The sequence below is a fragment of the Variovorax sp. P4_D9 genome, from assembly GCF_056401695.1.
This window is the reverse complement of sequence record NZ_JBFUIU010000643.1, coordinates 1-5,148: the sequence shown is the minus strand read 5'-3', so window position 1 is coordinate 5,148 and position 5,148 is coordinate 1. Positions and strand designations below refer to the sequence as shown.

The 5,148-nt window shown below is 64.5% G+C and carries 6 protein-coding genes; all 6 read right to left on the bottom strand.

Annotated elements, in window-relative coordinates; genetic code table 11:
* A partial coding sequence (locus AC1DY5_RS41395; RefSeq protein WP_478120244.1) for a hypothetical protein occupies positions 1 to 475 on the bottom strand: 475 nt, incomplete at its 3' end.
* Positions 476 to 757: 282 nt separating this feature from the next.
* Positions 758 to 973: an exodeoxyribonuclease VII small subunit gene (xseB, locus tag AC1DY5_RS41390; protein ID WP_478120243.1), complete on the bottom strand. Its 216-nt coding sequence runs from the start codon at positions 971 to 973 to the stop codon at positions 758 to 760.
* 11 nt (positions 974 to 984) lie between these two features.
* Positions 985 to 2,757, bottom strand: a complete 1,773-nt coding sequence (xseA, locus tag AC1DY5_RS41385; RefSeq protein WP_478120242.1) for an exodeoxyribonuclease VII large subunit — start codon at positions 2,755 to 2,757, stop codon at positions 985 to 987.
* A gap of 444 nt (positions 2,758 to 3,201) precedes the next feature.
* Positions 3,202 to 3,456, bottom strand: a complete 255-nt coding sequence (locus tag AC1DY5_RS41380; protein ID WP_478120241.1) for a hypothetical protein — start codon at positions 3,454 to 3,456, stop codon at positions 3,202 to 3,204.
* Positions 3,457 to 3,659: 203 nt separating this feature from the next.
* Entirely contained in the window at positions 3,660 to 4,766 is a 1,107-nt protein-coding gene (locus AC1DY5_RS41375; RefSeq protein ID WP_478120240.1) for a hypothetical protein, read from the bottom strand.
* Positions 4,733 to 5,148 (bottom strand): hypothetical protein (locus AC1DY5_RS41370; RefSeq protein WP_478120239.1); only part of this gene is annotated, 416 nt, incomplete at its 5' end. The genes AC1DY5_RS41370 and AC1DY5_RS41375, both read right to left, overlap by 34 nt.

Below are 5,148 nucleotides of genomic sequence, written 5' to 3'. Positions count from 1 at the left end.
GGTAAAAGGGCGTGGGTTCACCGATGGAGACGAGCTCGATGTGGGTGGGCGCAACGTGGAGCTGCAGCAAGGGTTCGTCGCCCGGATCGAAGCGTCTCTTGACGCGGGAGCAGACGTCGTCCGCGGCGTCGCCCATCCGGCCGTGCAACCGGCGCCAGGAACTCACGGCGGGCGAATCCTCAAACCAGTCCGCCACATCCCAGCGAAGAGCCCGCGCGACGTGGGCCGGGACCCGGCCGCCTCGCATCTTGGTGRTCGCCCTCAAGGCGTGCGTGTGCTGAATGGCAATCTGAAAAGCTTCCAGCTGCATCCTCAGTTGCTTAGCAGCCTTCTTGGGATCGTCGGGAAGGCCCGCGCAGGCGGCAAGGGCCTGCTCAGCCGAGATCGTGTGGGTACGCTCTGCCAGGAATTGGGCGAGCTCGGTTGCCTGCTGCTCGACAGTGCGAGATGCGGGCGTGGTACTTCCAAGGGACATTGCATGTCTCCAAAACCGTTCGAGCCAAAACGGACGGTGTGCCTTGTCCCGGCTCCGGTTGGAAACACGGGGTGAAGTTCAAACGCTGCCTTTACCATACCGCCTGAGGGCGGCGCACACGCTGATACGCGGCAACTTGCGTTGGCGCGAACGATACCAGAGCGTCGAACCGATCGTCAACTTGTGCGTGTCTTAGTTCCCGTCGGAAAGGGTTCATGAGCGCACATCCGGCTCGCTGGCCCGTCAGGCGGAAGGTTGACCTCAGCGGGGCGGTCTAGCGCTTCATCCTAGGCCCGAGCCTTCGACGCCAGCCCCCTCGAGCGCTGCCCTCAGGGCTTCTTCCACAGCGTCGATCCGAGTCTTGCAAACCTTGTAGGCCGCCACGGACTCGGTCACGATCTTGAGCAGGTCGTCGATGTTCGGCTCTTGCTGCTCGCGCAATGTTTCGGAGTGCTGTTGGAGCACGCCGTAGGCTTCGCGGAAGGTCTGTTGTTCCATTGGTCTTTCCTTCATTTCGGCTTGCCGGAACGCGCGCTCATGGCGCCGTCCCGGAACTGAATCTCGATCGCGCGGTCAGGCTTGGCCTGATGCAGGCTGGTGATGGGTTTGCCTTCGGCGTCGCGCACGATCGCGAAGCCGCGGTTGAGTGTCTTGTCCGGGCCCTGGCCGGCGATCTCGCGCATCAGTGCGTCGGAGTTCGCGCGGGCTCGGCCCAGAGTGGCCGTGGCTCTCTCGCCAAGGGCGGAGATCTGAGCATCGGCTTGGCGCCGGGCGGCTCGCGCGCCCGCGCTCGCCCGATCGAGCACGGTGTTGATCGATACACGCGAGCTGCTGCGGGCTTCAGCAAGGCCGGCAGACGCGCGGGCCTGAACCTCGGCCATGTGCTTCGGCACGAGTTGGCGCGCGGTGGCCACCTGGGCGGCGACGTCCTGGCGCATCTGAGTCACAAGCCGCAAGCTGTCCCGTCCAGCCTGGTGAACATCCCGCACGGCCGCCATCCCGATCGCATTCATCGCATCCCGGCTCTTCTGCCGCACGCGCGCCACGCTGGCTGTCGCATCCGCCGCTACCTGGCCGTGTGCTCGTTCCACCGCAGTCCGCATCTCGCGCGCCGCGCGCGCCGCCATGCTCATGATGGTCTCGGAGGCAGCCTTCGCCTCGCGGGCCCGGCGGGCGATGAGCTTCTCGATCGCACTGATCACCTTACTGGGGGTGTCGAATTTGGAGAAGGCGACCTCGTCGAGTATGGTGCTGTCGCGCTCGTGCCCTATGCCGGTGAGGACTGGCAGGCTCTGGTCGCAGATGAAGCGTGCCAGGTCGTAGTCGTTCAGCCAGGCCAGATCGTTGACCGCGCCGCCGCCCCGGATGATGACGATCGCGTCGGGCATGTCGTCGGCAGCAGCGGATTCGTCCAAGGCCTCGGTGAGCGCCGCGATGATCTCGCGCGCCGCGCCTTCGCCCTGGAAGCGGCTGTGCACGTAGGTGAATCGGCAGATGCCGAACTGCGCCAGCCGGTCGGACTCCTTGCGGAAGTCGCCCAGGCCCGCCCCCTCGTGCGGCGCCACGACCAGGACCGAGGTGAAGTCCCACGGCGGCGGCACCTGCTTGTTCAGCTCGAAGACGCCCTCTCGCTGCAGACGAGCTCGGATCTCCTTCTTGCGGGCTTCCAGGTCGCCGAGCGTGTATTCCGAGTCGATGGCGTCGATCTCGAGGCTGAAGCCGTACTGCGCCTTGAAGCTCGGCTTGGCGCGCACGAGCAGCTTGATCCCGGCGCCGATCGTCGCGCCGGTGGCGCGCTCGAACTCGGGCAGGATCTTGCCCGCGACGTTCGCCCAGATCATGGCGTGTGCCTTCGCGAGCACCTGGCCGGCTTTGTCCCTCTCCGACAGCTCGAGGTAGACGTGGCCGTTGCCGAGCTTCACGTTCACGACCTCGACCATCGTCCATACGCCGCTCTTGAAGGCCTGTGCGATCGCGGTGGCCACGCCGCCCAGCAGGCGCGACAACGGAATGCCCTTCGCTGGCACTGCGAGCTCGCCGCCGGCGGGTGCTGCGACCTCCCGTGAGGCGAACAGGTCGGAGGCGCTGGCCGTCGGCGCGGCGCGGGCCGGTACCGCAGTTGCGCCGGCCGTGCCCGGCAGCTGATCCCATTTCGCGAAGGCCGATAGATCTACGTCGGGACGGACCCACCAGCGCCGGCTCTCGGGGTCATAGCGAGCGCCCAACGCCTTCGCGGCGTCCTTCTCCTTGAAGGGAACGTTTAGGTAGTGGCGCTCATCCATTCGGCGATTTTCGAGCATTCCGCCGAGTAGTTCGCCGCGAAGCCCAGATTGCCGCCGGTTTTTCGCAACTTGTCCTAGCGCGAACCGGCTTAGTGTCCGTACGATGATGGGCCGCGGCGCTCTGCGCCCCGGTCCTAAAACTCCAGTCACCGATGATCTTCCAGAATCTCTCCCAGGGCGCCCGCCCCGTGCTCTTCGCGTGCCTCCTGATGGCGCTCGCGCCAGCCTCGGCCCTTGCTCAATCTGCGCCCGCGCCGAGCAGCCCAGAGGAGGCGCTTCGCCAGTTCCGTGTATCCGTCGAGAAGCTGGCTTCGCCGCCAGAGACCAAGCGAGCGGTTCCTTCAAAGCCGAGGTTTCATCTCGTCGTCGAGGGCACGTCCGGGATCGGCTAAAGGTAGTTCGAAGGTCGAACAGGGCCTCGTCTTTCTGGCCTCGCCTCCGCCCTCAGCTTGAAATCAAAATGAGCGCCTTCATCAGCCCGAACAGCAAGCCGGGATCGCGCGCATCAGCAAAGAAATTTCTGGCGACGTCATCGTCGTCGAGTTGCGCGTAGGTGCGCATGAAGTCGTACGAAAAGACGAGAGGAATTCCGGTGGTTGGGGCGGTCACGATCTGGTTGGGGTAAAACTGAAACACACTCTTCAGATCGTCGACGGCAATCCACCAGCAGCCTTCGAGTCCGCCCTGCCCATCGCCCACGAGCAATCCGTCGTGAACGTTGTCGCGAGTACCCCGGAACTTAGCGTTCGTCAGATCTTCGGTTCCCTCGCTGGGCGCTGGGCGCTGGGCGCTGGGCGCTGGGCGCTGGGCTATCAGACGGCTGCTGTGCCTTCGATGATTCGTCGGGTTGGTTCATACCCGCACCGTATCACGGGCGACCGCGGCGCCTACTCGTCTGAGCCTTAGGTCGCCCAATGCCACAAAGCTGTCGATTGCATCGTTGGGACGTGGAGATACGGGAGGGCCTTCATGGCCTCCGCCAGCGCATTGGGCTCCACGGACTTGTCTGTCTTGAAGTGCTGGTAGATCGCTCGGTTCGACGCCGAGCCGCCGACAGAGCGGAGATAGTCGATCAGATCGCGTTCCACGGGCCGCCAGTCCCAGTAGTCGGATTCGGGCTTGTGCTTGAGCGCGACCGATGCGCGGCCGACTCGGCGCATCCTGCCCGATGCAACCAAGGCCTCGAGAAGCACCTCGTCCTCGACGAATCCTGACACTGGCTCCTCAAGCCTTTCGCGTGCCGAGGTAATTTCTCGCGGCGGGGCTCTCAGCGTGCGCAGGCCCTGAGCGATGTTCTCGATGGACAAGGCGCGAGGCCAGGCCGCGTTGAGCATATGCTCGACGACGCCAACAATTGGGCTCGCGCCGATGACGACGCCGTAGCCTGGTTGGTCCAGCCATCGGACAGCACTCCACTCGTTCAGGATCTCGCGTAGCAGTAACTCTTTGCGTAGTCCGTCGTGGCGATCTTCGAAAGCAGCCGCGATGTGTTCGAAGCGGAACGCACCCCTGGCCGCGGTCAAATCCCGAGCGAACTCGCAGACCTCCAGAACGGTCATGGTCTTGACGTCTTGATTCCAGAAGAACAGGTCGTGGCTTTGGCCCTCGACGGTGACCGGGACGTTGTCCATGCGGCCCAGCTTCACCTGGACGACATCGGTCATGAACTTCGCAACCCCGATGATGTTGGACTTGCCGATGACCGGAGCGAGCCGGCTTTGGAGGTGACGCGCGCCGATGAACCCGAGCGAGGAGAGGTGGTCCGCCATTTCGGCCAGGGCCGGCGAATAGAAGGGCGCAGTCCGGAAAGGGGCGATGATCGGAGCGAGCTTGCGGCGCAGGCGAAACGACTCCGCGGGCGCTGCGGCAGACCAGAAATACGGATCGAACTCGCCGTTGACGGAAACCCCAAAGGCCCAGAGGAGGCTCTTCTCGGTCCACGGCTCCGGCGTGGTTGCGTTCGCGAGGAGCTCCCTCAGCACGCCACGGATCTCAGCCGTGACATCCATGGTCTGTGTACCACTTCGAGCTGCGCCTCGAAGACTTGGGCGAGTTTTGCTGCACCCGGGATGATGCTGCGGGAGAGCTTCCCGATGACTTCTTCCGCATCGAAAACGTCGGGCCGGTTGAGCGACACCACCTTGTGCGCTTCGAACAGCAGCCATCCCAGACGTAGGTCGTTGCCCTTGATCGTGTGCCCCGACCTGGAGCGAAGCCTGAGCGTGTCGTCCTGACGCTTGCGGCGCTCCGCTCTACTGGCCGGCGGCATCAGATTGAGTTCGAGGGGGCCTCTTGCTGGTGCCTTTCGCGGCTTCGGCCCCCCGACGGCAATCGGCGCTGCGCCATGGTGCCCGATATCTTCCCAATCCGAATCGGTGAACTGCCCGGGAT

Bases quoted from the DNA above. Each gene is read 5' to 3' on its own strand.
- xseB (WP_478120243.1), bottom strand. From the start codon at position 973: ATGGAACAACAGACCTTCCGCGAAGCCTACGGCGTGCTCCAACAGCAC.
- xseA (WP_478120242.1), bottom strand. From the start codon at position 2,757: ATGGATGAGCGCCACTACCTAAACGTTCCCTTCAAGGAGAAGGACGCC.
- AC1DY5_RS41375 (WP_478120240.1), bottom strand. From the start codon at position 4,766: ATGGATGTCACGGCTGAGATCCGTGGCGTGCTGAGGGAGCTCCTCGCG.